This window comes from Candidatus Nitrospira bockiana, from assembly GCF_965152565.1.
In genome coordinates this window covers 1,566,362-1,590,590 of sequence record NZ_OZ224215.1, presented here as the reverse complement: position 1 = coordinate 1,590,590, position 24,229 = coordinate 1,566,362, and the positions used below count along the sequence as shown (strand labels likewise).

General features: G+C 66.4%; 24 protein-coding genes and 2 pseudogenes. 15 read left to right on the top strand and 11 right to left on the bottom strand.

From position 1 onward, the window contains the following. From ACWHYV_RS07900 to ACWHYV_RS07855, 10 genes are all read left to right on the top strand, one after another. A complete protein-coding gene (locus ACWHYV_RS07900) occupies positions 1–1,215 on the top strand; it encodes an efflux RND transporter periplasmic adaptor subunit (RefSeq protein WP_447980102.1) in 1,215 nt (404 codons plus the stop codon). Positions 1,216–1,220: 5 nt separating this feature from the next. Then, positions 1,221–4,313 carry an efflux RND transporter permease subunit gene (locus tag ACWHYV_RS07895; protein WP_447980101.1) on the top strand — a complete coding sequence of 1,031 codons (3,093 nt, stop codon included), beginning with the start codon at positions 1,221–1,223 and terminating at the stop codon, positions 4,311–4,313. Positions 4,314–4,329: 16 nt separating this feature from the next. Beyond that, on the top strand, positions 4,330–4,734 hold the full coding sequence (locus tag ACWHYV_RS07890) for a RidA family protein (protein WP_447980100.1): 405 nt from the start codon (positions 4,330–4,332) through the stop codon (positions 4,732–4,734). 194 nt (positions 4,735–4,928) lie between these two features. Next, positions 4,929–5,345 (top strand): YciI family protein, encoded by a 417-nt coding sequence (locus ACWHYV_RS07885; protein WP_447980099.1) that lies wholly within the window; start codon positions 4,929–4,931, stop codon positions 5,343–5,345. Between the two features lie 25 nt (positions 5,346–5,370). Continuing rightward, positions 5,371–5,733: a DUF1428 domain-containing protein gene (locus tag ACWHYV_RS07880; protein ID WP_447980098.1), complete on the top strand. Its 363-nt coding sequence runs from the start codon at positions 5,371–5,373 to the stop codon at positions 5,731–5,733. A gap of 7 nt (positions 5,734–5,740) precedes the next feature. Then, on the top strand, positions 5,741–6,655 hold the full coding sequence (locus tag ACWHYV_RS07875; RefSeq protein ID WP_447980097.1) for an SDR family oxidoreductase: 915 nt from the start codon (positions 5,741–5,743) through the stop codon (positions 6,653–6,655). A 46-nt stretch (positions 6,656–6,701) separates the two neighbouring features. Beyond that, entirely contained in the window at positions 6,702–7,301 is a 600-nt protein-coding gene (locus ACWHYV_RS07870) for a DUF1579 domain-containing protein (protein ID WP_447980096.1), read from the top strand. A gap of 31 nt (positions 7,302–7,332) precedes the next feature. Further along, complete coding sequence (locus ACWHYV_RS07865) at positions 7,333–8,496, top strand: nucleoside hydrolase (protein WP_447980703.1); 1,164 nt, start codon at positions 7,333–7,335, stop codon at positions 8,494–8,496. After that, entirely contained in the window at positions 8,493–9,029 is a 537-nt protein-coding gene (locus tag ACWHYV_RS07860; protein WP_447980095.1) for a hypothetical protein, read from the top strand. The genes ACWHYV_RS07865 and ACWHYV_RS07860 overlap by 4 nt, the downstream gene beginning before the upstream one ends. Further along, a complete protein-coding gene (locus ACWHYV_RS07855) occupies positions 9,026–9,469 on the top strand; it encodes a hypothetical protein (protein ID WP_447980094.1) in 444 nt (147 codons plus the stop codon). Before ACWHYV_RS07860 ends, ACWHYV_RS07855 begins: the two co-directional genes overlap by 4 nt. A 125-nt stretch (positions 9,470–9,594) precedes the next feature. Here ACWHYV_RS07855 and ACWHYV_RS07850 read toward each other — a convergent pair whose 3' ends face one another. The 11 genes and pseudogenes from ACWHYV_RS07850 to ACWHYV_RS07800 all read right to left on the bottom strand — a co-directional run bounded on the left by ACWHYV_RS07850 (position 9,595) and on the right by ACWHYV_RS07800 (position 18,515). Next, a complete protein-coding gene (locus ACWHYV_RS07850) occupies positions 9,595–10,020 on the bottom strand; it encodes a hypothetical protein (RefSeq protein WP_447980093.1) in 426 nt (141 codons plus the stop codon). 356 nt (positions 10,021–10,376) lie between these two features. Further along, a complete protein-coding gene (mnhG, locus tag ACWHYV_RS07845; protein WP_447980092.1) occupies positions 10,377–10,748 on the bottom strand; it encodes a monovalent cation/H(+) antiporter subunit G in 372 nt (123 codons plus the stop codon). Then, positions 10,741–11,040, bottom strand: coding sequence for a cation:proton antiporter (locus ACWHYV_RS07840; RefSeq protein ID WP_447980091.1), 300 nt, complete (start codon positions 11,038–11,040; stop codon positions 10,741–10,743). Before ACWHYV_RS07840 ends, mnhG begins: the two co-directional genes overlap by 8 nt. Next, on the bottom strand, positions 11,037–11,387 hold the full coding sequence (locus ACWHYV_RS07835) for a Na+/H+ antiporter subunit E (RefSeq protein ID WP_447980090.1): 351 nt from the start codon (positions 11,385–11,387) through the stop codon (positions 11,037–11,039). The genes ACWHYV_RS07840 and ACWHYV_RS07835 overlap by 4 nt, the downstream gene beginning before the upstream one ends. Continuing rightward, positions 11,384–12,877 carry a proton-conducting transporter transmembrane domain-containing protein gene (locus ACWHYV_RS07830; RefSeq protein WP_447980089.1) on the bottom strand — a complete coding sequence of 498 codons (1,494 nt, stop codon included), beginning with the start codon at positions 12,875–12,877 and terminating at the stop codon, positions 11,384–11,386. The genes ACWHYV_RS07835 and ACWHYV_RS07830 overlap by 4 nt, the downstream gene beginning before the upstream one ends. A 1-nt stretch (position 12,878) precedes the next feature. Then, positions 12,879–13,226 carry an NADH-quinone oxidoreductase subunit K gene (locus ACWHYV_RS07825; protein ID WP_447980088.1) on the bottom strand — a complete coding sequence of 116 codons (348 nt, stop codon included), beginning with the start codon at positions 13,224–13,226 and terminating at the stop codon, positions 12,879–12,881. Positions 13,227–13,236: 10 nt separating this feature from the next. Then, on the bottom strand, positions 13,237–13,653 hold the full coding sequence (locus ACWHYV_RS07820) for a Na+/H+ antiporter subunit B (protein WP_447980087.1): 417 nt from the start codon (positions 13,651–13,653) through the stop codon (positions 13,237–13,239). Further along, positions 13,650–15,959 (bottom strand): putative monovalent cation/H+ antiporter subunit A, encoded by a 2,310-nt coding sequence (locus ACWHYV_RS07815; RefSeq protein ID WP_447980086.1) that lies wholly within the window; start codon positions 15,957–15,959, stop codon positions 13,650–13,652. Before ACWHYV_RS07815 ends, ACWHYV_RS07820 begins: the two co-directional genes overlap by 4 nt. A 163-nt stretch (positions 15,960–16,122) precedes the next feature. Then, positions 16,123–16,206: pseudogene (locus ACWHYV_RS07810) on the bottom strand (hypothetical protein); the annotation flags it as partial. 214 nt (positions 16,207–16,420) lie between these two features. Further along, a pseudogene (locus tag ACWHYV_RS07805) lies at positions 16,421–16,756 on the bottom strand (enolase C-terminal domain-like protein); the annotation flags it as partial. A gap of 10 nt (positions 16,757–16,766) precedes the next feature. Then, positions 16,767–18,515 (bottom strand): thiamine pyrophosphate-dependent enzyme, encoded by a 1,749-nt coding sequence (locus ACWHYV_RS07800; protein WP_447980085.1) that lies wholly within the window; start codon positions 18,513–18,515, stop codon positions 16,767–16,769. A 377-nt stretch (positions 18,516–18,892) separates the two neighbouring features. On the opposite strand from ACWHYV_RS07800, the gene ACWHYV_RS07795 reads away from it, so the two are divergent. The 5 genes from ACWHYV_RS07795 to ACWHYV_RS07775 all read left to right on the top strand — a co-directional run bounded on the left by ACWHYV_RS07795 (position 18,893) and on the right by ACWHYV_RS07775 (position 24,229). Continuing rightward, positions 18,893–19,405 (top strand): cytochrome c3 family protein, encoded by a 513-nt coding sequence (locus tag ACWHYV_RS07795; RefSeq protein WP_447980084.1) that lies wholly within the window; start codon positions 18,893–18,895, stop codon positions 19,403–19,405. A gap of 37 nt (positions 19,406–19,442) precedes the next feature. Continuing rightward, positions 19,443–21,599 (top strand): molybdopterin-containing oxidoreductase family protein, encoded by a 2,157-nt coding sequence (locus ACWHYV_RS07790; protein ID WP_447980083.1) that lies wholly within the window; start codon positions 19,443–19,445, stop codon positions 21,597–21,599. 89 nt (positions 21,600–21,688) lie between these two features. Further along, positions 21,689–22,375, top strand: a complete 687-nt coding sequence (locus ACWHYV_RS07785; RefSeq protein ID WP_447980702.1) for a 4Fe-4S dicluster domain-containing protein — start codon at positions 21,689–21,691, stop codon at positions 22,373–22,375. A 20-nt stretch (positions 22,376–22,395) separates the two neighbouring features. Further along, on the top strand, positions 22,396–23,724 hold the full coding sequence (nrfD, locus tag ACWHYV_RS07780; RefSeq protein ID WP_447980082.1) for an NrfD/PsrC family molybdoenzyme membrane anchor subunit: 1,329 nt from the start codon (positions 22,396–22,398) through the stop codon (positions 23,722–23,724). Beyond that, positions 23,708–24,229 carry a quinol:electron acceptor oxidoreductase subunit ActD gene (locus tag ACWHYV_RS07775; protein WP_447980081.1) on the top strand — a complete coding sequence of 174 codons (522 nt, stop codon included), beginning with the start codon at positions 23,708–23,710 and terminating at the stop codon, positions 24,227–24,229. Before nrfD ends, ACWHYV_RS07775 begins: the two co-directional genes overlap by 17 nt.

The following is a 24,229-nucleotide window of genomic DNA, read 5'->3' as shown; positions in this document are numbered from 1 at the left end:
ATGCTCGAACTGAAGGACAGCCAAACACCGCGGAACGGTCATGGGGCGCTCGACCCGTCGTGGGACCGTGACGAGCCCCTCCATCATGGGAACGGCACGTTGGCGCGCCGGGGTCGCTGGGTTGGACCGTCCCTGCTGCTCGCCGCCCTCCTCGCGCTCGGGCTCGTCCTGGCCGCCTGGAAGTACGCGTCCATTCAGGAAAGCCAAGCGGCCGCGGCAAACCAGCCGGAGCCGATGGAGTCGGTGACGGTCGCCGTCGCGAAGGAGATCGAGCACCGGCCGACCACCACCTCGATCGGGACCGTCCTGGCGCTGCGCTCGATCGTCGTGCGCAATGAGCTGCCCGGCACCGTCCGCGAGGTCAGGTTCACACCCGGGCAGATCGTCGACGCGGGTACCGTGCTGGTCGCGCTGGACATCTCCGTCGAAGAGGCCGAGCTGAAGGCACAGGAGGCGCAAGCCGCCCTCGCGAAGACGGTGCTCGACCGCCGGCAGTCTCTGAGCCAGGACCTGGCGACTTCCCAGGAGGAGGTGGACCGCGCCCGTGCGGACCGCGACGTGGCCCTGGCCCAGATCGCGCGCACCAAAGCCATCATCGCCCGCAAGACCATCCGCGCCCCCTTCCGTGGGCGGGTCGGCATCGCCGACGTGCACCCGGGCCAGTACCTGAACGAGGGCACCCAACTGACGACCCTCCAGGGCCTCGACGACGCGGCGCACGTGGACTTCACGGTCGCGCAGCAGGTCGCTGCAAGCCTCCAGGTGGGCGACGCGGTCGACATCCTCGCCGCCGGTCAATCGGCGCCGATCGCCGCCACGCTCGTCGCGCTCGACGCCCGCGTCGACCCCGTGACCCGCAACCAGATGGTCCGGGCCAGGATCGAGGGCGGCCCCGCCGCGCCGGCTCCCGGGGCCTCCGTGCGCGTCCGGGTGCCGGTCGGCCCGCCGCGCAACGCCGTGGCCGTTCCGGTCAGCGCCGTGCGGCGGGGACCCGGCGGCGACCAGGTGTTCGTGATCGGGTCCGACAAGGACGGCAAACCCCGCGCGTATGCGCGGCACGTCGAGAGCGGCCCGATGCTGGGCGACGAGATCGTCATCCAGGCGGGCCTGGCCGCGGGCGAGCGGGTGGCGGCCTCGGGGGCGTTCAAGCTGCGGGACGCCGTGCTCGTCGCAACCGGCGACGTGCCTGAGACGACGGCCGGCGGGGCGAGGTGACCATCATGCGCTCGTTCACCGACGTGTTCATCAAGCATCCCGTCCTGGCGGTCGTCGTCAACCTCGTGCTGGTGCTCGTGGGTTGGCGCGCCCTGTCGTCGCTGCCCGTCCAGCAATACCCGAAGATCGAGAGCTCGTCGGTGATCATCACGACCGTTTACTACGGGGCCAGCGCCGAGACCGTCCGCGGCTTCCTGACCACGCCGATCGAGCGGGCGGTCTCGGCGGTCAGCGGCGTCGACTACCTCGAGTCGACCAGCCGCGCGGGCCTGAGCACGGTCACCGTGCACTTGAAGCTGAACCACAGCAGCACGGCGGCGCTCGCCGAGGTCACCGCCCGCCTCCAGCAGGTTCGCTCCGAGCTGCCGGCGGAAGCCGAGCCGCCGGTGATCGAGGTGCAACGCGCCGATCGGCCCTACGCGTCGTTCTACCTCAGCTTCACGTCGACGGAGCGGAGCGTGCCGGCCCTGACCGATTGGCTGTTGCGCACCCTGCAGCCGCAACTGTCGACGCTGTCCGGCGTCCAACGCGTCACGATCGAGGGCGGACGCCAGATCGCCATGCGGGTGTGGATCGACCCCGATCGCCTCGCCATGTTCAACCTCTCGCCCGGCGACGTGCAGGCGGCCCTCAGGCGCAACAACTATCTGGCGGCCGTCGGTCGGACGAAGGGCCACGCCGTGCAGGTCAATCTGCTCGCCAACACCGACCTGCGCTCGGTCGACGAATTCGAGAACCTGATCGTCGCCGACCGAGGGGGCGCCATCGTGCGTCTCAGCGACGTGGCGCGGGTCGAGCTCGGGGCCGAGGAAGCGGACATGGTCGCGAAGTACAACGAGACGGAGGGGGTCTACCTCGGGATCTGGCCGCTCGTCGGCTCGAACGAGATCGACGTCGCCCATCGGCTCCGCGACGAGATGGAGCGCATCCGCCCCACGCTCCCAAAGGACATTGACATGCGCCTCGTCTGGGACGGCACGATGTTCATGGAGAACGCGCTCAAGGAAATCACCAAGACGCTCGGCGAGACGATCGCGATCGTCGCGCTCGTGGTGTTCCTGTTCATGGGGTCGGTCCGGACGGCGCTGGTCCCGCTCGTCGCCATGCCGGTCTCGCTGATCGGAGCGGCGCTCTTCATGTTTGCGTTCGGCTTCAGTCTGAACCTCCTGACGATCCTGGCGATCGTGCTGTCGGTCGGGCTGGTCGTCGACGACGCGATCGTCGTCGTCGAGAACGTCGAGCGGCACGTCCGGCGCGGCACGTCCCGGATGGAGGCGGCCCTCATCGGCGCACGGGAGCTGATCGGCCCGATCATCGCCATGACGATCACCCTGGCGACCGTCTATGCCCCGATCGGCTTCCAGGGCGGCCTGACCGGCTCGCTCTTCCTGGAGTTCGCGATCACGCTCGCCGCGGCGGTCGTCCTGTCGGGCTTCGTCGCGGTCACGCTCTCACCGGTCATGAGCGCGCGGTTCGTGCACCCCCAGGGCCAGGAAAGCCGGCTGAGCCGGCTGGTCGACCGCGGCTTCGAGGTGGTGCGCCGCCGGTATGCCGCGCTGCTGGACGGGGCGCTGACGATGCGGTGGACCGTGGTCGTCGCGTCGCTGCTCATCATGGTCGCCGCCTGGCCGCTCTACCTGTTCTCCCGCCAGGAGCTTGCGCCGGTCGAGGACCAGAGTCATATCAGCCTCTTTCTGGAAGCGTCGCCCGACTCGACGCTGGCTGCGACCAATCGCGAGTCCTTGGAGGTCGTCCGCGCGATCACGTCGTTCCCCGAGGCCCGGTTCATGTGGTCTCTGACGGCCGCCTGGGGCGGCTTCGGCGGCCTGGTCGCGAAGGACTGGCGCGAGCGGACCCGTTCGACCGAAGACATGTACGGCGAGGTGTTCGGGGCGGTGTCGCGGGTTCCCGGGCTGCGCATCTTCCCGCGTCTGGACCCGCCGCTCCCGACGTCCGGCCAGTACGACGTCGAGCTGGTGTTGGAGAGCGATGCGCCGATCGAGCAGATGGTCGCGACGACGGGCGCGGTGCTCGGCGCCGGCTGGCACAGCGGCAAGTTCCTGTACGTCGACACGGACTTGAAGATCGACCTGCCCGAGGCGCGGGTCGTGCTCGACCGGGAACGCCTGGCGGACCTCGGGCTCGACCTGGCCGGGGTGGGCCGGGAGCTCGGGACGATGCTCGGCGGGGCCTACGTGAACCGCTTCAATTTCTTCGAGCGCAGCTATAAAGTGATCCCGCAGCTCGGCGACGAAGACCGGGCCACCGTCGGCCCGCTGCTCGACCTCAAGATCAAGACGCCGGGCGGACAGCTCGTCCCGGTGTCGACGTTCACGCACATCGAAACCGGCACGGCGCCCCGCACGCTGAACCGCTTCCAGCAGCGCAACGCGGTCCGCGTCTTCGGCGGCGTCAAGCCGGGCGTCACGAAAGAGGAAGGGCTGCGCGTGCTCGAGACGGCGGCGAGGGCGGCGGGCGGGCCCGGCGTCACGCTCGATCATGCGGGCGAGTCGCGACAGATCCGGCGCGAAGGCTCGACGCTCACCGTCACGCTCGGCTTCGCGGTCGTCCTCATTTATCTGGTGCTCGCGGCCCAGTTCCAGAGCTTCCGCGATCCGCTGATCGTGCTGCTCGGCTCGGTCCCGCTCGCGATCTCGGGAGCGCTGGTGTTCAGTTTCCTGGACCTGACGACGATCAACATCTATTCCCAGGTCGGCCTGATCACGCTCGTCGGCCTGATCGCGAAGAACGGCATCTTGATCGTGGAGTTCGCCAACACGCTGCAGGCCCGGGGGCTCTCGAAGGCGGCCGCGCTGCGGGAGGCGTCGCTCACGCGGTTGCGGCCGGTCCTGATGACCTCCGCGGCCACCGTCTTCGGGCACCTGCCCTTGGTGCTCGTGTCCGGACCAGGTTCGGCCGCCCGCAACAGCATTGGCATCGTGCTGGTCACCGGTATGACCGTCGGCACCGTGTTCACGCTGTTCGTCGTCCCCGTGTTCTACTCGCTGATCGCGGCGCAGCGGCGGCCCGCCCCGGCACGCGAAGCGTACCAAGAGATGGAGCACGGGACCCTCCTCCCGGCGGAAGCAAAGGGGTGAACGTGAGGTGGCACACATGAAGATCGCTCGCATCACCATCGATCCGGACCCTTACGAGCCGTTCCGGCTCGCGCAGGGCTATCGAGTCGGCGACCTCCTGTTCATTTCCGGCCAGGCGGCGATCGACCCGCGCGGCCGGATCGTGGGCGCCGGCGACTTCGACGCTCAAGCCAAGCAAGCCTTCGAGAATCTCGACCGCGTGCTGCGCGCCGGCGGATCGAGCCTCCAGAACGTCGTCAAAGTCACCATCTTCCTGACGGACATGGGGTATTTCGACCGGATCGTGGAGCTGCGCGGTCACTGGTTCACCCCTCTCTACCCCGCCGACACCATCGTCGAAGTCAGCTCGCTGTACTCCCCGGACGCCATGATCGAGATCGAGGCGATTGCCGTCGTCGACTCCGCCGCCGAGCGAGTGTAACCGGACCGCGCGCGAGGACCGCTGCAGACTCTGTCGATTTTGGATTTCCTGTTCGACTATCAGCAGACAGAGGACGGTTCCGCCGGGCAGCGGTTCCGTGTCGATTTTCCCGTCCTCGTTCGACTAACAGATGGAACCCGATCGGGCGGCAGCCCGGGAGGCGGACTCGAACCAATCGAGAAGGAGAGGGTACCATGCGGTTCCTGATCATCGTCAAAGCCACCACGGAATCGGAAGCGGGGGTCATGCCGAGCGAGCCGCTCATTGCCGAGATGGCGGATTACCACGAGTCGCTCGAGAAGGCCGGCGTGCTGGTCGATGGCTCGGGCCTCCAGCCCAGCTCGAAGGGGTGGCGGATCAGGTATTCCGGCCGGCAGCGGACGGTGATCGACGGGCCGTTCGCGGAGACCAAGGAGCTGATCGCCGGGTACACGCTCATCCAAGTGGCGTCGAGGGAAGAAGCCCGCGCGTGGGCGGAGAAGTTCCCCAATCCGGCCGGCGACGGCAAGGAAGGCGAGATCGAAGTGCGGCAGGTGTTCGACCTCGAGGACTTCGAGCCGAGCGAGGCCATCGAACGGTTTCGGGACTTGGGCATCGGAGAGAAGCGGTAGGTCCACCACACACGAAAGGATGCGTATGCCGTACGTCGATGGATTCGTGCTCCCCGTTCCGAAGAAGAACCTGCGGGCCTATCTTCGGATGGCCAACAAGGCCGGCAAGATCTGGCGAGAGCACGGCGCGCTCGAGTACCGGGAATGCGTCGGCGACGACCTGAACGTCGCATATGGCGTCCCGTTTCCGAGAAGCGCCAGAGCCAAGCCCCGCGAGACGGTGGTCTTCGCCTACATCGTGTTCAAATCGCGCGCGCACCGTGATCGAGTCAACGCCAAGGTCATGAAGGACCCGAGGATCACGGACATGTGTGATCCCAAGGCCATGCCGTTCGACGTGAAGCGCATGGCGTACGGCGGCTTCACGGTCATGATCGATGCCCGGTAGCGTGGAGATGACGCACCCATTGAAAGGGAGAGTGGCGCTGGTGGCGGGGGCCACGCGGGCCGCCGGCCGCGGCATCGCCGTCGAGCTCGGCGCCGCCGGGGCGACCGTGTACTGCACCGGCCGAACGACCAGCTCGCAGCCTTCCGAGCTGAACCGACCCGAAACGATCGAGGAGACGGCCGAGCTGGTGGAGCAGGCCGGCGGCCGGGGCATTCCCGTCCAGGTCGATCATCTGGACCCGGCACAGGTCCAGGCATTGGTCGCGCGGATCGAGCGCGAGCAAGGTCGCCTCGACGTCCTGGTCAACGACGTGTGGGGTGCGGATCCCTTGATCGAGTGGAACGTGCCGGTGTGGGAGCACTCGCTGGAAGGCGGGTTGCGCATGCTGCGGTTGGCCATCGACACGCACATCATCACGAGCCACTTCGCCCTGCCGCTCCTGATCAGGCATCCGGGTGGACTGCTGGTCGAGATGACGGACGGAACCGTTGACTACAACACGAGGCACTACAGGCTGTCGCTGTTCTATGATCTGGCCAAGACCTCGGTCATTCGCATGGCCTGGGCGCTTGCCCAGGAGCTTCGCCCCTATCAGGGGACCGCGGTCGCCCTGACCCCGGGCTGGCTGCGTTCCGAGCAGATGCTGGAGCACTACGGTGTCAGCGAAGCGAACTGGCGTGACGCGACCGTCACACAACCGCACTTCGTGATCAGTGAAACGCCGCGCTACGTCGGTCGCGCCGTCGCCCACCTGGCCGGCGACCCGGAGGTGTCACGCTGGACCGGCCAGTCGCTCTCGAGCGGCCAACTGGCACACGTGTATGGCTTCACCGACCTTGACGGCTCGCAGCCGGATTGTTGGCGCTACTTTCGTGAGGTTCATGACGCCGGCAAACCGGCGGATGCGACCGGCTACCGGTGACGTCGCCGGCTCAATGTGCGTATCACTTCATCACAAGGAGGTTCCTATGCGTTTGTCATCTATCCTGAGCATGGGGTTGTGTGCGGTTCTCTTGGTCTCGCCGGCGCTGGCGAAAGAGAAACAATCCGACAAACAGATGGACCCGCAGGCGATGATGGAGACGTGGAAGAAGCTGGCCATGCCCGGCGACCCGCACAAGCAGCTTGCGAGCCTGGCCGGGAGCTGGACCACGACGACCAAAGAATGGATGGAGCCCGACAAGCCGCCGACGGAATCCACCGGCTCCGCTGAGCTGAAGACGTTGTTCGACGGGCGCTTTCTGCAACAGGACTTCACCAGCACGATGATGGGGCAACCCTACTCCGGAATGGGAATCACCGGATACGACAACCTTCGCAAGCGCTATGTCTCGACGTGGATCGATAGCATGGGCACCGGGATCTTTACGATGGAAGGCACGGCCAGCGCCGATGGCAAGACCATCACGTTGAAGGGAAGCCACCCGGAACCGGGCGGCGGACAGATGACGCATCGCGCCGTGTGGAAGTTGGTGGACGCCAATACCCAGACCTTCGAAATGTACGGCGCGCACGGCGACGGGAAAGAGATGAAGATGATGGAGATCACCTACACCAGGAAACGATAGAGGAAGGGCGGGAAGACAAGCGCCCGTGAGGATGCTCGTCTTCGTCTCGGTCGTGCGCTCTCTCCGTACGGCGATCTTGGCGGCTCTCGCCTTGGCGGCCACCGGTGCGGCCTTCCTTCTTGCCACGCTGGCCATGCCGGTCGAGACCTGGCGCACCGGCGAACTGCCGGCGCCATCGCTTCCGCTCGAGCCGGCTCAGCCGTTCTCGCCCGCGCCCGTCCGCGTGTGGATCGACTCGGACGCGGCGTGCGGGCAGGACCGCCGGGCCGATCCCGACGACTGCCTGGCGCTCCTCCTGCTCACTCAGGACCCTGGCGTCGAGGTCGTCGGCGTCTCGACGGTCTTCGGGAACGCCGCGTTCCCTGAGACGGATCGGACCGCCCGCGCGCTGCTCGCCCTGGTCGAGCAGGACACGGGCCGGGCTGTGCCGGTTCACCGTGGGTCGCCCGGGCCCTTGGCGGAGCAGACCCCGATCGACACCGCTCCCCTGCACGAGGCCCATGAGAGGCTCCGCGCGGCTCTCGAGCAAGGGCCGCTGGCGATTCTCGCACTGGGACCGTTGACGAACGTCGCCGTCGCGCTGGAGGGCCGGCCGGAGCTGCGAGCCCGGGTGACGAGGCTCATTGCGGTGATGGGCCGCCGAAAGGGCCATGTCTTTCACCCGATCGAAGGCGGCACGGCGCGTTCGTTCCTGGGGCACGGTCCCGTGTTCCGCGACTTCAACGTGACGCAGGACGAGAAGGCGACGGCCGCGGTGGTGGCGCTGGGCGTGCCGACCACCCTCATCCCCTATGAAGCCGCACGGGCTATCCTCGTCGACGCCGCGCTCCTTCACGGGCTGACCGCCCGCGGCGGCGCCGCCGCCTGGGTGGCGCAAGGTGCTCGGTCCTGGCTGGCCTATTGGCGTGAAGAGATCGGCCGAGACGGCTTCTATCCCTTCGATCTGATCGCGGCCGCCTACGCCGTTCAACCGTCGCTGCTGCACTGCGCCGAGGTTCCTATCGCGGTCGAAGACGATACATGGCTCTTTGGTTGGCTCGGCTACCGGGGGCTCTTCGTCGTATCAGAGGAGCAGGCCGACTCGAGACGCCACGCCGCCGGCACCGCGCTCTACTGTCCGGAGGTGTCCGAGCACCTCCAGAGTTGGCTGGCAAGGCGTCTGGCAGGGAGCTCGGACCCGGTCCCAAGCCGATGATGAGCCTACGATACGGCCTCCGCCGCTACGCAGGGCTCTGGATGGCCGCCGCAGCCGTGTTTGCGGGACTCCTGGCGCTGGCCGAACATCAACGCAATCCCTTGAACGATCCGGATCAGGCGCAGCAGAGAACCGGGGTCTTGCTCCCGGCCGGCAGCGAGCCGATGCCGGCGGTGCGGGGTCTTCCACGTGCGGCTGAGAAGGCCGTCGTCATATTTGATCGACCCCTCACGGGACGGCACCTGTTCCATGACCTCGCTGATCAGTCCGATCTCGCGGCACACGCCCGATTGATCGTCGTCACGCCGGACGGCTCGCGGCCGATCATCGAGACCGGAATCGACGGCGTCCTGGCCGACCCGGACGAGGCCGTTGCCCGCGCGTTTCATCTCCGCAGGCCGAACGACGGCGGCTACCCGGTGGGCTACGTGTTGGTGGACGCCTCGGGCTTCATACGGTTCCGCACCCTGGACCCCGGATACAACCGGCGCGCATGGGAAATCCGGCTTCTCCTGGAGGACATGGACCCGTGAGCCCGGCGCGCGTCCATCCCGTGTGGCCCTGGTTGCTGTTCGGCGCCGCCGAGGCGTTCCTGTATCTCTCGTATCAGCAGCACGACGGGCGCTTTCACTGGTTCTTGCATTTCTTCGTCGGCGCCGCCGCCGCCCTGAGCGTGATGGGGACCATCACGCTCGCGTCGGGCCGGATCGCCCGGCACCCCTTGTTCTGGACCTTCATGGGACATCTCGTCGCCATGTTCCCCGACATTCTCTGGAACGTTCTCGTGGCCACCCATCAACCGTGGATGGACGTCTTTCTGGCCCACATCACAGCCCATTTCATACCCGGCCGGAATTGGACCTGGTACGCGATCTTTTTGATGAGCCTGGCGTTCTATCTGTATGCCCGGGCGACGAGGGAGGCGGAAGGGCAGGACATCGGGCAGGTACGCTGCTTCCGGAAGGACCTCTAATCGGCTTGGCGGGTCTCATTCTCTCGCACCGACCGACTCGGGATCGTGCGACCGGGTCCCATCCGGCCCCGGCAGACAAGCGTGTGGCAAGCCCGGGACTCGCTTCTCGGGAGAGACGCGACCGTCTATGGGTCGAGCGGCTGGATCGCCGGCGGTGAAGGGGCGCCACGGCTTCCCTTCATGAGTTTAACGGCCCAGATGGTGGCGACAAACAGAAGGCACGAGGAGACTGCCGCCAGGCTTTCCTCGAGTCGTGGTGATACGAACAAGATAAATCCCTGTCCTTTGATCAAAGCTGAGAAGCTCGACACGCAGAATGGCATGAGATAGAGACGGAACATCTGCCAGTAATCTCTTCGCCCATTCCCGCCGGAGGACACGCTCAACATCAACGCCGTACCGACCACCGCACTGATCCCGATCGAGTTCATCCAGATCTTCGGGGACGGGTCGAAGTAGAAATAGGTCACGACGAGATACCAAATCAAATAGCACCAGAGAACGGCTTTGCTCCATTTCATCTCATGGAGATACCGAATCACGGCCGTCATCCTCCGTAAATGGACCCGTGCAGTGAGTCGACCGCAGCGCAATGCCAGACGCAGACGTCAAAGGTCTCAGCGGCACCGTCGGTCCACATGGGCACTCGACACGAGCAGGTGACATCACCGGGAAGGGAGACCACGACCGAGCCAACCGATCAGTCGGTCGCCCGAGCGTCCGTATTCCGGTTCGGAATATCACTCGCTGTCGACAGCTTGTCAAGGACGACCCGGAGGATTCGAGGGGTACCGACGCGTGCGTCAACGACGATGATCGAGAGCATTCCTCTGAGAAAGCGGGACGACGGGCGGGCACGGCCGGTACGGGAGCTGAGGTGAGGGCTTCCGGGCCTGTGGACCGAGGCTCAACGGCTGAGTGCCGTCTTCTCCGCCCCGTCCTGCTTCCTTCCTGATCGGCCATGGGCGGACATCTCATCGACCACGGTGCCCTCCCAGAGGGGAGCGTTGGTCAGATAGGCGGCGCGACCGAGCAGATGCGCGGCCACGGGCGCGGTGACGTAGACGAAGCTGAAAATGGCCGCGGCCCGCAGCAGGCCCCAAGGCGTCTCGAAGCTGAGCGCGACGGCCAACATGATCCATCCCACCCCCATTGTCACCGCCTTGGAGACGGCCTGCAGCCGCATGTACACGTCCGGCAGGCGCACGAGCCCGAGGGCGGCCAGGAGCATGAAGACCGTGCCGATCAGCAGGCAAATCTGCGTGAAGACCTCAATCATGGCTGTTCCGAGTGCCCCCCCACTCGACGTATCGGGCAAACCCGACCGTCGCCAGGAAGGTCACGATGGCCAACGCGATGGCGGCATCCAGCAGAACGAGACGATCGGTCACGATGGCATAGACCGCGATGAGCCCGACCACCAGATTGGACATCATATCGAGAGCCGCGACGCGGTCGGCCCCCGTCGGACCCCGGAGCATCCGCAGGAACGCAAGCGCCATCGCCACGATCAGTCCTCCCAGCGCACAGAGCACGGCGAGAGGCCACTGCAAGGGGTCGTCCGGATTCATGCCAGCAACTCGATGACTCGGCGTTCGTATTCCGCCTTGATCTTCCGGCGGAACGCGTCGATATCGTCCAGATACATGACGTGCACGTACAGGTGCCGTTTGTCGGGAGGCACGTCCAGGGAGAGGGTGCCGGGCGTCAGACTGAGCAGGTTGGCGAGGAGCACGACTTCGACGTCACGCCGGGCGTCGAGAGGGATCGCCAGGATCCCCGGGCGCATGTGGTAGCCCGGCGTGATGATGTCGTAGGCGAGTCTGAGATTCGCCACGATGAGCTCCCATCCGAAGAACACGAGGAACTCCAGGGTCCGCCGCAATTTCCCGAAGGTGAAACGCGCCGCCCGTATCATCCCCGCCCCCCGTCCTGCACCGCGCGGATGTAGCGCTCAGGATGCATCAATTGATCGGCCGCCAGGCTGGAGAGCCGGACGGCGGGGTCAGCCACCAGGCCGAGCAGGACCGTGAGCACCGCCAACCCCGCGACCGGCCCATAGGTGAGCCAGGAACCGCCGTGCCGGCTCTCGTTCTCGCCGGCAAGCGGCTTCCAGAACGCCTGCTCCCAGATCGTGGAGACGGCATAGAGGGTCAAGAGATCCGCCGCGAGCGCGACCGCAACAAGGCCGTACCCGCCCACCTCGAGGCCCGCCTTCACGAGGAGGACCTTGGCGACGAAGCCGGAGAGCGGAGGGAACCCGGCCAGCGCAAAGGCCGGGATGATGAACAGCACGGCAAGCCCCGGTGCGGAGCGAAAGAGTCCGCCGAGCCTGAGCAGGGACTCCGAGCCCAATTTCCAGTGAATGATGCCGCTGATGAGGAAGAGGTTCGTGATGGCCAGCATATGGTGCAGCAGATAAAAGACGGACCCCGCCAGCGAATGCGCCGTGAACAGGCCCAGGCCCCAGATGATGAACCCGATGTGGCCGATGAGCAGGAACGACAGCAGCCGGCGCACTTCCCGTTGAGCCAGCGCACCCAGCACTCCGACCGCCATCGTGAAGCCGGCCAGCACCAGGATGGCGGACTGCATCGGCCCGTGATCGGACAGGAAGAGCAATGAGGAGAGCCGCACGAGGGCGTAGACGCCCACTTTGGTCAACAGGCCCGCAAAGACGGCGGAGACGGCGAACGGCGGCGTATGGTACGAGGCGGGCAGCCAAAAGAACAGCGGGAAGACGGCGGCCTTGATACCGAAGGCCACCAGAAACAACATGGCGCTGGTCGCGACGAACGCCCCATGGCGCAAGGGTTGGAGCTTCGTCGAGAGATCGGCCAGGTTCAGGGTACCGGCGAGCCCATAGAGAAAGGCGATGCCCGTGAGAAAGAACGCCGATGCGATGAGGTTGAGCGTGACGTACGTGAGCGCGCCTTCGAGCTGGGCACGGTCTCCGCCAAGGGACAGGAGCACAAAGGAGGCGATGAGCATGACCTCGAACCAGACGTACAGGTTGAACAGGTCTCCGGCCAGCAGCGCCGCGCAAATACCGGCAAACAGGGCGTGCAGGGCCGGATGGTAGCCGATCGACTCCAGCCATGGGTCGGCCGTCGCCAACGAGTAGACGACGACGGCGAGCGCCACGACCCCGGTGAGCAACACCATCAGCCCGCTGAGGAGGTCCGCGACCAGGGTGATCCCAAAGGGGGCCGCCCAACCCCCGATCTGCGTGGAGAGGATGCCGTCGGCCACCGTGCGGGCCAGGAGCTGCGCGCCGATCGCCGGTAAGGCCGCCGCGCCGAGGACGCTGAGCAGGCGCTGGATACGCCGGTGTCCGCGGGCGAAGAGGCACCCGGCCGCCGTCAGCAACGGTACGACCAAGGGCAGGACAAGGAGCGACGCGCTCATCTCAGCGGTCGCTCCCCTGGAGGCGGGTCACATCATCGGCCCCGACCGTCTTCACCGTGCGCTGGATCAACGCGGCGGTGAAGGCGAGCAGGCCGAACCCGATCACGATGGCGGTCAAGATCAAGGCTTGGGACAATGGATTGGCAAAGGGCCACGCCAGCCGAGCGCCCTCTTCCGGCACGATGGGCGGCGTGGCGCGAGTCACCCCATCGATCGTGAAGAGCAGGAGATTCGTCGCGTGGTTGAGCAACATGAAGCCGATGGCGAGTTGGATCACGCTCCGCCGCAGCAGGAGGTACATGGCTCCGGCATAGAGCACGCCGATGACCACCGCCAAGACCGCTTCCATGTCTTTCCCTTTATTCCACTTCGGCCACGCTGAGCAGAATGGCGACGACGACCCCGATGACCACGAGATAGACGCCGACGTCGAACAGCAGCGGGGTTCCCAGCGGCAGGTCCTCGACGACGGGCAACGGCGCCACGACCCACTGACCCGTCAGGAACGGCTCACCTTTCCCGACCGCGATGATGCCGCTGCCGGCGGCCGTGCAGAGGCCGGCCGCGATCGCCGTCCTCGGCTCGATCGGCAGGAGGCGCCGGGTGCGGCCGGGGCCGTGCGCCACCAGATACAAGGCCACGGCAGCCGAGGCGACCAGTCCACCGGCGAAGCCCCCGCCCGGGGCATCATGCCCGCGGACGAGCAGAAAGACCGAGAACGCCAGCAACAGCGGCAGCATGTACTGAGCCGCCAGGGCCAGCACGAGCGATCTCATCCGCTCTCCTTCTGTCTCACCGGCCTGCCCTTCAGCAGCGCGAGCACGCCGATCCCCGCCATGGCCAGCACCGTGATCTCACCCAGCGTATCGAACGCCCGAAAATCCACCAAGATGACGTTGACGAGGTTGCTGCCGTGCGCCCGCGACGGCCCCTCCGCGGCGTAGAACTGCGCCAGTTCCGGGCTGATGGGGATGGAGGTCGCCAGCAACACCAGCACGCAGACCAGCATGCCGATCAGTGCGGCGAACATCCCGTCCCTCAGCCGGGTCGCCGGGGAAGACAGGCCGGGGGATTCGGGGAGGCCCGGCAAGACCAGCACCAGCAGGATGACGATCAGCGTGTCGACGAGAAACTGCGTCATGGCCAGGTCCGGAGCCCCGAAAAAAATGAAGAGGAGGGCCATGCTGTAACCGATGACGCCGAGCGCCGTCAGGGCGGCCAGCCGAGACGAGGCGATGGCGACGGCTCCCGTCGCCGCGACGATGACGACCGCGATCCCCACTTCATGGAATTGCAGGTGGAGCCAGTGTCGGCTCTGCACGCTGAGCTCGCTCGCGAGCAAGGGATACCCGGCGAGCACGACCACGGTCGCGATCGTCACCCGCACGTACCAACTCAGAGAGCCGTTCTGAAGCAACCGGGTCTGCCGGGCGGCGAGACGCAGCAGCGCGGCCTCGCCCCGGCGATACGCCTCCTGCGCGCCCCACCGAACGGCCGGCGCCAACCAAGCGGCCGCCTGCAAGATCTTCCGCCGTGCGGCGAAGACGGCGACGCCCAGCGCGAGGGTCAGGACGCTGAGCCCAAACGTGCGCGTCCACCCGGGCCACGCCGCGACGTGGTGGTCGCCTGCGCCGGGTCCCACGGCCGCGGCGGCCGGTCCGAGCAGGTCTTCGAGGACGGTCGGCCTCAGGCCGCACACGAGGCCGGCCCCGGCGAGCAGGGCGGTCGCCCCCCACATCCCAAGAGACGGATCATGAGGCTGGCGGGGAAGTCGCCCCAGCCGCCCGAAGAACGGTCGGACGCCGAGCAGCAACGCCGCCGCGACGAAGAGCAGGCTGGCGACACCCGCGGCCGTCGTGAAGAAGACGGAGCCCGCGGGTGCATCAAGACTCGCTTCGTAGAGCAGCTCTTTGGACACGAAGCCGAGGAACGCCGGCATCCCGGCCATCGACAAGGCCGCCAGGATGGAGACGACCGCGGTCACCGGCATCGCACGACGCAGCCCGCCCAATCGGTCGAGTCGCCGGGTGCCGGTCTCATGGTCGAGGCTCCCGGCGACGAAAAACAGCGCGCCTTTGTACATCGCATGGGCCACCAGGTAGAAGACGGCCGCATGCATCGCGGCTTCGGTACCGAGCCCGAGCAACAGGACGAGCATGCCGAGCACGCTGATCGTGGCGTAGGCCAACCCACGCTTCATGTCCTGCTGCGGGAGCGCCAACACGGCCCCGGTCAGCATCGTCGTGACTCCGATGGCCGCCAGCAGCCCCGTCCAGAGCTCGGTGCCGCCGAGCACCGGGCTCAGCCGCGCCAGGAGATAGACGCCGGCCTTCACCATCGTCGCCGAATGCAGATAGGCGCTCACCGGCGTGGGAGCCCCCATCGCGTTCGGCAGCCAGATGTGAAACGGCACCTGCGCCGATTTCGTCGCGGCTCCGGCGAGGACCAGCAGCAGGATCGGGGCGTAGAAGGCGCCGCCTCGAACCACGTCCCCGTGCTCCCGCAGCATCGAAAGTTGGAGGGTGCCGCCCGCTTGGGCGAGCAACAGGAGCCCGGCCAGCATGGCCAGACCACCCCCGCTGGTCAGCACGAGCGCTTGCTTGGCCGCCTCGCGGATCTCCCTCGACTCGTGATCGAACCCGATGAGCAGATACGAACTGAGGCTCGTCAGCTCCCAGAAGACGTACAGGACCACCAGGTCGTCCGCGAGCACGATGCCGGTCATCGATGCCATAAACATGAGGATGAAGGCATAGAACCGCCCTTGGTCCCGGCGGCCGGCCATGTAGCCGTTGCTGTAGATCAAGACGAGGACGCCGATGCTGCTGATGAGGAGGGCAAAGAGCAGGCCGAGGCCGTCGAGATGGAAGGAGAGGGTGATTCCGATCGACGGCATCCAGGTGTACGACTCCGAAAACGTCCGTCCCGACGAGACGGACGGGAGATACCCGGCGAGGTAGATCAGGTGGACCAGCGGCAACAGCGCGAGCAGCCACCCGGTCGCCCCGCGGGCCAGGCGGTGAAGCCACGGCGCCGCGACCGCGAGCAGGAAGCCGGAAACGACGGTCGCGGTCAATCCCATGCCAGATGATCAGTCCCACCACGTGGGTCGGCGGTACTCCCTTGAAGACGACCCGGCATTCTGCATGTTCGAGCGCCACGCATGCGGAGGCCGTCGAGATCATCCGAGGAAACCGCTCCTCGAACCAGGTCACGTCGACCGCCGCGAAGCGTTCGGCGAATTGAAGCGCCTGCTTGCGGATGTATCCCCCGTTCGCATCGACGAACAGCTCCGGTGCCGATCCGATCGCGTGTCTCGCGGCACGCATCCGCGCGAGGTCTTGTCCCGGCTCGCGTCCGACCTTCATTTTCACCCGGGGGCATGCCGGCCTCGACCCAGCCGGCGAGCTGCGCTTGGAGGCTCGGGACGTAGGCCGACGTGAAGCTCCCGCTCCCATAGACGGGGACCTGCCGATGAGCACGGCCGAGCAGCGACACGAGCGGCAGCTCCAGCACCCGGGCTTTGAGGTCCCAGACGGCGCTGCCGACCGCGGAGACCGCCGAGGTGGCGAGGCCCGGCCGCGTCTGCTCCCGGACGGCGGCCATCAACACCGACCAGATGGCCGGCACGTCCAGTGCATCGCGCCCGCGGACCACCGGCGCGAGCTGATCCGTGATCACCCGGGCCGCGCCGGGTCCCGCATAGGCATAGCCGACTCCCTCGCATCCTCCGCCGGACGCACGCACGACCAGGACGGTCGTGCTGCTCCACTCGAAGGTCGCGTCGGATTCCGGCGTCTCCGTGGCAACGCGATAGACCGCGATCCGGAGGTCCTCGACTGGCACCACCGAGAATCGGCACGCGGCTTGCGATCGCATCTCCGGTCGCTCACACCATTTCCCGGATCTTGTCGTGCATCACGGTCAACGCGATCTTTCCCCGGTTCGGCTCGCCCCTGGCCAGCGACTCGGCGAACTTGGCCGCCTGCTGCATCGTGATCTTCGCCGGCATCGGAGGCGTCAGCGGATCGACCACCGCCTCGACGAGCACGGGACCCGGGGTCGCAAGCGCCTGATCGAGGACCCGGCCGCAGTCGTTCGGGTCCTCCACCGTCAGGCCGGTCCCCCCGCACGCCTGCGCGAACGCCGCGAAGTTGATGGGATGCAGATCGCATCCGTACTCGGGATTGCCCAGGAACACCATCTGCTCCCATTTGATCTGCCCGAGCGTATTGTTCTTGATCACAATGACCTTGATCGGCAGGCGGTACTTGACGGCGGTCGCGAACTCGGCCATGAGCATCGAAAACCCCCCGTCGCCCACGAACGCCACGCATTGTCGGTCCGGGTAGGCGATCTGCGCCGCGATGGTGTATGGGAGCCCGCAGGCCATCGAGGCGAGCGTCCCCGAGACGCTGAACATCTGCCCGCGCTTCGCGGGAATCTGCCGCGCCCACCACGTGGTGATCGTCCCCGAGTCGGACGACACGATCGCAGTGTCGGACAACCGCTTCCCGAGCTCCCACGCCACGACCTGGGGCTTCATGGGTGTGTCTTTGCGCGTGCCCCGTTCCTCCATGAGCGCCCACCATTCCTTCGCCCCTTCCTGCGCCTGTTTGAGAAAGCTCCGGTCCTTCTTCTCGTACAGGAGCGGCAACAAGGCGCGCAGGACCCGCCGGCTGTCGCCGACGAGTCCGCTCTCGACCGGATAACGGAGCCCGATTCGGGCGGGATCCAAATCGATCTGCACCGCCCGGGCTTGGCCGGGCTTGGGGTAGAACTCGATATAGGGAAAGGAGGTGCCGACCAGCAGCAGCGTATCGCACGCTTCCATCGCCTCCTGCGACGGCTTGGTCCCCAAGAGACCGATGCCGCCCGTCGTGTAGGGACTGTCGTCCGGGACGGCGCCTTTCCCGAGCAGCGCCTTGATGATCGGGGCGCCGAGCTTGTCCGCCACCTGCTCGAGCTCGGGCCCCGCCCCCAGGGCCCCGCGGCCCGCGAGGATCGCCACCTTGCTGCCGTTGTTCAGGATGTGTGAGGCATGCAGCAACTCGCCCTCGTCCGGGAGCTTGGCGCCGCGGCCCATAACGTCCGTCACGCGGTTGGGGAGGTTGCGCTTCGAGCGCTCGTCCACCGTGTGCTCCTGCAGGTCGACCGGAAAATTGATATGGGCCACGCCGTGATAGCTGAGGGCCGTGCGGCACGCGACGTGCGCGACGTTCTCGACGTGGCTGGGCCCCATGATCCGCGTGTTGTAGACGGCGACGTCCTCGAACACACGGTCGAGGTCCACGTCCTGTTGCGCATGCGTATCGATCAGGTCGTGGTAATGATGTCCGGTGATCGCGATCACCGGCTGTCCGTCCAGCTTGGCATCGTACAGTCCGTTGAGCAGATGCAGACCTCCCGGCCCTGACGTCGCCAGGCACACCCCCAACTTCCCGGTGTACTTTGCGTACCCGCAGGCCATGAAAGCCGCGGCTTCTTCGTGGCGGACTTGGATGAAGCGGATCCGGTCCTGGCGGGTCCTCAAGGCTTCCATAATCCCATTGATGCCGTCACCCGGAAGGCCGAAGACGACGTCTACGCCCCAGTCGTGCAAAATGTCGATGAGAATGTCGGCCGATGTCTGCGCCATGTCCCCTCCCTCTGGCTCGCCGCTGATGGGCGCCTCCCCTACTACGGTCCTCTCCGAATGCTCCCACCGTCCTGCCGCGATCTGTATCAGTCATGGGATAGGAATCCGGTAGGCAGCAGACGTTCACATCCCGCCGCATATATCGCCTCGGGCGGTGGTCACTTGTTCGGAGGCGGACAGGCTGTCCGGCATGCGGCACGCTGTGTCCCCAGGGGCACCGCTCGCGACCGGATGCCAGCCATCGCTAGAGCACCCCGGATCGCAACGACACGACTTGCGGTCCTTTTCGCCGTCCAGTTTCCCCCAGGCAAACGTGAACCGTAGCGGCGTGCCACTTGCTTTCCGTGACGCGGAAAGAGCCCGAGGATGAAGATCTGATGAAGCCGCGATTCGGACTCGTGCTGCTCGGTGCCGCCGTGGCGCTCGCGGCTGGGCTAGCCACGCTCTATTCACAAGGCAGCGCCGATTTGGCCGCGCAGGACCGACAGCCGATCGCCTTCAGCCATGAGCTGCACGCGGGAGAGTTGAAGATCGCCTGCCTGTACTGCCATCGCCACGCGGAGATCTCTCAGGTCGCCGGCATCCCGAGTCTCCGGCTCTGCATGACGTGCCACGCAAGCATGCCCACTGGATCGGAGGACGCCCGCATGCTGGCCGCCCACTGGGAGCAGCGACGGCCTATCGAGTGGGTCCGTCTTCAGCGTCTGCCCGACTTCGTCTATTTCACCCATGAGATGCATGTGAACGCCGGGCTTCAGTGTGCCGCCTGCCACGGCGACGTGGAACGGATGCCCCACACGCCGCGTGCGTCGACCTATGAAATGGGATGGTGCGTGACGTGCCATCAGCAGCAACACGCGTCGCTGGACTGCTGGACGTGCCACAAGTAGCCGAAGGCGGGCGCCCGACGAGCGAGGAGAAGGACCTATGGACCTCGGCCGTCGCGACCTCTTGAAGGTGCTCGGCGTCTCCGTGACCGCCGCCGCAGTTCCGGGCTGTCAACGCGAGGCGCACAACCTCATCCCGTTCCTCCTGCCCGACGAGGAGATCGTTCCCGGTGTCGCCAACTGGTACGCCTCGGTCTGCCGTGAGTGCGAGGCCGGGTGCGGGACGCTGGTCCGGGTCATGGAAGGTCGAGCGAAAAAGATCGAGGGCAATCCCGAGCACCCGTTGAACAGAGGCAAGCTGTGCGCCCGAGGCCAGGCGGCCCTGCAAGCGCTCTACAATCCGGATCGGGTCCGTACCCCGCTCAAAAGGATCGGGCCGCGCGGCGATGGACGATTCGAGCCGCTGAGCTGGCCCGAAGCCATGGACGAATGGCTCCGCGTGCTGCGCGCCCATCCCGGCGCCGCCCTGATCGCCCGCGTCCCGTCCGGAAGCGACGCGGTGCTGCTCGACGGATTCATGAAATCTCTTGGCGGCAGGACCGTCATCTATTCCCCCGAAGAGACGGTGGCCATCCGGGCGGCGATGCAGCGATCGTTCGGGGTTGACGGCCTGCCGCGCTACGATCTGGGGTCCTGCGACTATCTCCTCTCCATGGGCGCCCCCTTTCTCGAGCACTGGCTGTCTCCCGTCACATTGAGCATCGGGTACGGCGAGATGCGACAGGGACATCCGACGACGCGAGGGCGCTTCGTGCACGTCGAGCCTCGCCTGTCGCTGACGGCTGCGAACGCGGATCGCTGGGTGCCGATCCGGCCGGGGATGGAAGGACTCCTCCTGATGGGGCTGATCCACGCGGTTCTCGAGGAGCGACCCCATGCCCTACCCACCCACGAGCGATCCCGATGGGCGGGATCCGCCTCGCTGTCGCCGGCTGACGTCGCCCGGCAGACGGAGATCGCCGAAGAGGACATCCGTCGCCTGGCCCGCGAACTGATGCAGGCATCGAGGCCGCTCGTGCTGGCCGGCGGCTCAGCGGCCAGCCACACGAACGGCAGCTTCGTCTTGGCGGCCGCCAATGCCCTCAATCGGCTGCTCGGCGCCGTCAACCGGGAGGGCGGTCTCTGGCTGTCCCGTGCCCATCCCCTGTCCGCCGGACCGCGACCCGCAGCGGAACAGCAGGTGCTCGATTGCTTGACCCAGGTGAACCGCGGCGGCGCCCTGCATCTCTACGATGCCGACCTGCTTCATCTCGTGCCGGACTCCTTCGGCGTGCGGGAGGCTCTGAAGGCCGCGCCGTTCATCGTGAGCTTCTCCGCCTTCCTCGACGACACGAGTACGATGGCGGACCTCGTGCTGCCGGTCCACACACCGCTGGAATCATGGGGCGACCGCGTCTATGAAGGCGAGACGAGCGGGCGGGCGGCGGCCCTTCAGCAGCCGGTCGTCCAACCGCTGTACGAGACCCGGCCCGTTGCAGACCTCGTCTTGGACGCTTCCCGGCGGCTCGGTCGGGACCGCGAGCGGCCTGCACCGTCGAGCGCGCTGGCGTTCCTGCGCGAGCGGTGGCGCCGCCTCGGGGTCGAGGAAGATCACGCGTGGATGCAGCGGCTCGAACAAGGCGGCTGGTGGGAGGAGGAGCAGGAACCGGCGGCAGTGACCTTCACGGAACTTCCGCCGTACCAACCGGCCGAGTTCGACGGCGACCCCGGGGAGTTCCCCTTCTTCTTCCACCCATTTCCCTCGCTCGGTCTGCATCGCGGGGAAGGGGCGAACCGGCCGTGGCTTCAGGAGCTGCCCGATCCACTGACGACCGCGGTCTGGGGGACCTGGATCGAGATCAATCCGACCACGGCGCGACAGCTCGGCTTGAAGGACGGCGCCATGGCAAAAGTCGTGAGCCCGTACGGGAGTCTCGAAGCGCCGGTCATCCACTACCCGGGGATACGACCCGATCTCGTCAGCATTCCGCTCGGACAAGGACATTGCGGCTATGGCCGCTATGCGGGAGGCCGGGGCGTCAATCCTCTCTCACTCTTGGCTCCCCGCCTCGACCGGGATTCGGGGCGGATCGCAAGCGGAGCCACGCGCGTGCGGGTGGAGCCGAGCGAACGCGCCGGCCGCATCGTCCGGCTCATCCATCACGGGGGGCAGCCAGACGAGAGGCTCCTCCAGATCGGAAGGCCGTCCGCGGGCTAGAGTCGCGGGCACCTGGCTCACCGCGCACTGAAACGGAGGAACACGTGGCGGATGAACGACAGCAAGAACGCAAGCCGTACAAGTGGGAGATGGTCATCGATCTGGACCGATGCACCGGGTGTGAAGCGTGCGTCGTGGCGTGCCGGGCCGAAAACAACGTCCGGATCTCCGGCGAGGAGGAGTGCGCCGAAGGGCGGGCGATCAACTGGATCCGGATCGAGCGATATTGGGAAGGCGAGTATCCCAACGCGCGTGTGCGTTTCCTGCCCGTGCTGTGCCAGCACTGCGGGAACGCCCCCTGTGAGCCCGTCTGTCCCGTGTACGCGGCCTATCATACGCCGGACGGCCTCAACGCCCAGGTCTACAACCGTTGCATCGGCGTTCGCTATTGCGGAAACAACTGTCCCTACACGGCCCGTCAATTCAACTGGTTCGACCCGCAGTGGGACGAGCCGTTGGCCGAGCAACTGAATCCGGACGTCACCGTGCGCATGAACGGGATCATGGAGAAATGCACGTTCTGCGTGCAACGGATCAGGAAAGCCAAAGAGGGCGCCGCCAAGGAGGGACGCCGGGTCCGGGACGGCGAGGTTACGCCGGCCTGCGCACAGTCCTGTCCCACGTCGGCCTTGGTCTTCGGCGATCGCAACGACCCGTCGAGCCGTGTAGCCGCGCTGGCCCGGAGCGACCGCGGCTTCCACCTGCTCGAGTCCCTGGGCACGGAGCCGGCCATCACGTACCTCAAGAGAATAGGGATAGGGGGATCAGAGGGATAGAGGGGTATTGGTATTACCGGATGGCTGAACGAGAGCGCGCGTTGCAAGACTTCCCCCGGATCAACCGCGACCTGCTGGCGCCGCTGGAAGGCATCAGCGCCGGATACGTCCTGCTCGTCATGCTTCTGCTCGCCCTCGTCGCGGTCGCGGCCGGCGCCTGGACCTATCAAATCGAGACGGGGATCGGCCAAACGAACCTGCACAAGCCGATCTTCTGGGCGTCGTACATCGCCTCGTTCGTCTTCTGGATCGGCGTGAGCCATTCCGGCACGTTCATCTCGGGGGTCCTTCGTTTGACGAAGGCGGAGTGGCGCCGCCCCGTCACACGGCTCGCGGAATTGATGACGATCATCTCCGTCATGATCGCGGCCCTGTTCGTCTTCTACCACTTGGGGCGCGTCTGGCGCTGGTACTATCTCCTCCCGTATCCCAATCAGCGGGAGATCTGGCCGAACTTCCGTTCGCCTCTAATGTGGGATGCGACGGCGGTCTTCACCTACGCGACCGCCAGCGCGATCTATCTGTACCTGCCGCTCATCCCAGACCTGGCCCTGGCCCGCGACCGCGTGGGCGGCTGGCGCCGCCCGCTGTACCGCCTGCTCTCGCTCGGCTGGCGCGGCACCCAGGGCGAATGGGAGGTCCTCCAAACCGCCATCCGGATCATCACCCCGCTGATCGTCATGATCATGGTGTCGGTGCACTCGATCGTCGGATGGGACTTCGGCATGGCCCTCGTCCCCGGCTGGCACAGCTCGATCCTCGCGCCGTATTTCGTCGTCGGAGCCGTTCATTCCGGCCTCGCCATGGTGGCCATCGCCATGTACGTCGTGCGGCGCGCCTATGGCCTCCAGGCCTACATCCGGCTGGAGCATTTCGACAAGATGGGCAAGTTGATGGTCGTCACGACGCTGACCCTGGCCTATTTCTATTTCGCCGAGTTGCTGACGATCTGGTACGGAAAGATTCCCGACGAGGAACACGTCATGTACTCGATGCTCACCGGCGGCTTTGCACCGGCCTGGTGGGGGATGGTCGCGGTGATCTATGTGATCCCGCTCGCCACGCTGACCATCCCGGCGTTCCGGCGATGGCCATTCGGGCTGATGCTCGTGGGCGCCCTCATCAACGTGGGCATGTACATCGAGCGGATGCTGATCCTGGTTCCACCGCTCACCCACCCGCGCCTGCCTTACAACTGGAGCAGCTACTTTCCCTCGTTCGTCGAGCTGGCGCTCATGATCGGCTCGCTGGCGTTTGCGATCCTCTTGTATGTCCTCGCGGCCAAGCTCGTCCCGGTCATCTCGATTTGGGAGGAAAAGGAAGGGAGGCTGCATGGCACACGCGGCTGAACAGACCCGGCTCTTCGCGCTCTATCAACCGTCGACGGCGATCGAGCCGATCCTGGATCGATTGCGCGCGCAGGGTGTGTCACGCGAGTCGGTGGACGTGCTCACCGCCGTGCCGCAAATCCCGAGCGCCTCCGCCCGGTGGGGGCCGTTGCCGTTCTTCGTCATCACGATCGTGGCCGGCCTGATCGGCATCGGCGTCGGCGTCTTCTTCTCCGGAGGCACGGCCGCCCTCTACCCCCTCCGGACCGGAGGGAAACCGATCGTCGCCTTTCCGGTCGTCGGCATCATCTCCTATGAAGTCATGATGCTCCTGGCCGTGGTGACGACGTTCATCGTGCTGATCGTCCGCATCGTCCGACTGAGTCGCGCCGCGGAGCACTACGACGTGCGGATCGACGAGGGGTTTCTCGGGCTCGTGGTCCGACTGGATGCGACCGATCCGCGCCGCGACCGGATCGAGTCGGCGCTGCGGGCCGACGGGCTGGCCGAGCTGCGGGCCGCGTGA

Excerpts from the sequence above, each read along its gene's own strand:
- ACWHYV_RS07900 (WP_447980102.1), top strand. The coding sequence starts at position 1 with ATGCTCGAACTGAAGGACAGCCAAACACCGCGGAACGGTCATGGGGCG.
- ACWHYV_RS07895 (WP_447980101.1), top strand. The coding sequence starts at position 1,221 with ATGCGCTCGTTCACCGACGTGTTCATCAAGCATCCCGTCCTGGCGGTC.
- ACWHYV_RS07890 (WP_447980100.1), top strand. The coding sequence starts at position 4,330 with ATGAAGATCGCTCGCATCACCATCGATCCGGACCCTTACGAGCCGTTC.
- ACWHYV_RS07885 (WP_447980099.1), top strand. The coding sequence starts at position 4,929 with ATGCGGTTCCTGATCATCGTCAAAGCCACCACGGAATCGGAAGCGGGG.
- ACWHYV_RS07880 (WP_447980098.1), top strand. The coding sequence starts at position 5,371 with ATGCCGTACGTCGATGGATTCGTGCTCCCCGTTCCGAAGAAGAACCTG.
- ACWHYV_RS07875 (WP_447980097.1), top strand. The coding sequence starts at position 5,741 with ATGACGCACCCATTGAAAGGGAGAGTGGCGCTGGTGGCGGGGGCCACG.
- ACWHYV_RS07870 (WP_447980096.1), top strand. The coding sequence starts at position 6,702 with ATGCGTTTGTCATCTATCCTGAGCATGGGGTTGTGTGCGGTTCTCTTG.
- ACWHYV_RS07865 (WP_447980703.1), top strand. The coding sequence starts at position 7,333 with ATGCTCGTCTTCGTCTCGGTCGTGCGCTCTCTCCGTACGGCGATCTTG.
- ACWHYV_RS07860 (WP_447980095.1), top strand. The coding sequence starts at position 8,493 with ATGATGAGCCTACGATACGGCCTCCGCCGCTACGCAGGGCTCTGGATG.
- ACWHYV_RS07850 (WP_447980093.1), bottom strand. The coding sequence starts at position 10,020 with ATGACGGCCGTGATTCGGTATCTCCATGAGATGAAATGGAGCAAAGCC.
- mnhG (WP_447980092.1), bottom strand. The coding sequence starts at position 10,748 with ATGATTGAGGTCTTCACGCAGATTTGCCTGCTGATCGGCACGGTCTTC.
- ACWHYV_RS07840 (WP_447980091.1), bottom strand. The coding sequence starts at position 11,040 with ATGAATCCGGACGACCCCTTGCAGTGGCCTCTCGCCGTGCTCTGTGCG.
- ACWHYV_RS07835 (WP_447980090.1), bottom strand. The coding sequence starts at position 11,387 with ATGATACGGGCGGCGCGTTTCACCTTCGGGAAATTGCGGCGGACCCTG.
- ACWHYV_RS07830 (WP_447980089.1), bottom strand. The coding sequence starts at position 12,877 with ATGAGCGCGTCGCTCCTTGTCCTGCCCTTGGTCGTACCGTTGCTGACG.
- ACWHYV_RS07825 (WP_447980088.1), bottom strand. The coding sequence starts at position 13,226 with ATGGAAGCGGTCTTGGCGGTGGTCATCGGCGTGCTCTATGCCGGAGCC.
- ACWHYV_RS07820 (WP_447980087.1), bottom strand. The coding sequence starts at position 13,653 with ATGAGATCGCTCGTGCTGGCCCTGGCGGCTCAGTACATGCTGCCGCTG.
- ACWHYV_RS07815 (WP_447980086.1), bottom strand. The coding sequence starts at position 15,959 with ATGGGATTGACCGCGACCGTCGTTTCCGGCTTCCTGCTCGCGGTCGCG.
- ACWHYV_RS07800 (WP_447980085.1), bottom strand. The coding sequence starts at position 18,515 with ATGGCGCAGACATCGGCCGACATTCTCATCGACATTTTGCACGACTGG.
- ACWHYV_RS07795 (WP_447980084.1), top strand. The coding sequence starts at position 18,893 with ATGAAGCCGCGATTCGGACTCGTGCTGCTCGGTGCCGCCGTGGCGCTC.
- ACWHYV_RS07790 (WP_447980083.1), top strand. The coding sequence starts at position 19,443 with ATGGACCTCGGCCGTCGCGACCTCTTGAAGGTGCTCGGCGTCTCCGTG.
- ACWHYV_RS07785 (WP_447980702.1), top strand. The coding sequence starts at position 21,689 with ATGGTCATCGATCTGGACCGATGCACCGGGTGTGAAGCGTGCGTCGTG.
- nrfD (WP_447980082.1), top strand. The coding sequence starts at position 22,396 with ATGGCTGAACGAGAGCGCGCGTTGCAAGACTTCCCCCGGATCAACCGC.
- ACWHYV_RS07775 (WP_447980081.1), top strand. The coding sequence starts at position 23,708 with ATGGCACACGCGGCTGAACAGACCCGGCTCTTCGCGCTCTATCAACCG.